This window comes from Spiroplasma endosymbiont of Lariophagus distinguendus, from assembly GCF_023846195.1.
Taxonomy (GTDB): Bacteria; Bacillota_I; Bacilli_A; order Mycoplasmatales; family VBWQ01; genus Spiroplasma_E.
In genome coordinates, this window is the sequence record NZ_JALMUW010000151.1 from 1 (window position 1) to 796 (window position 796).

Consider the following 796-nt stretch of genomic DNA (forward strand, 5'->3'; position numbering starts at 1 on the left):
ATTTGAAGTTATGATATTTTTCTTATTTTCTTTAAAGCTATTTTGAATAACAAAAAATGATTTTTGATTATATAATAATATAGTGTTTAACAAATATAAAGCGTTGAATTAAGAATATGAATATAAAACCATTCGCATTTTTAAACATCGCTAAAAATGGCAAATATGAGCCAAATAAAGGCATATACCTAAAAAGGAGAAATTATGGAACAAAAGTTAACAAATTATCAAAAAAATAAAGCGCAAATTTTAATTAGAAAAAAAGAAAACACAAAATTGTCAAGAAAAGAAAAAAATCAATGAGACCGTGATTTGTGAACAAGAGTTTAAAAAGGAGTTAAAGAAAAAATGGCAGCAGAAGTATTTTTTGAACCAGAAAATGAAGAGTTTAATCTTTATATTGATAATAAAGAAGTCAAACGTGCTGGTAAATTTAAAAAAATTAAATGAAAACAAAATCAATTAGAATTATTTAAAAGATTTAAAGAAATTAAACAAAATATTTGAATTCAAATATATGATGTTTATTTAGATAAATCAGAAAATGTTATTGGTCTTGGTTTTAGAATTACTCCTGAAGCCAGTTTTTATCATGAATATCCAGACATAGATTTTGATATAAATGGTTTCATTCTTGGTGATTTAGAAGAAGAATTAAAAGATATAAAAGCTAGTAGTCAAAAATGATACAAATTAGTTAATAATTTTTATAAAGTTTTAATAAATTTACAAAAAGAACAAAAAATAATTGTTAATAACAAATCAAAAATACATTAAGAGGAGAATAATTATGAAT

2 protein-coding genes are annotated in these 796 nt (G+C 21.6%); both read left to right on the forward strand.

Features of this window, described 5'->3' with window-relative positions; translation table 4 throughout:
- Positions 1–204 precede the first annotated feature (204 nt).
- Positions 205–330: a hypothetical protein gene (locus tag M0D11_RS07020; RefSeq protein ID WP_256468460.1), complete on the forward strand. Its 126-nt coding sequence runs from the start codon at positions 205–207 to the stop codon at positions 328–330.
- Positions 331–348: 18 nt separating this feature from the next.
- A complete protein-coding gene (locus M0D11_RS06225) occupies positions 349–777 on the forward strand; it encodes a hypothetical protein (protein ID WP_252321082.1) in 429 nt (142 codons plus the stop codon).
- Positions 778–796 lie beyond the last annotated feature (19 nt).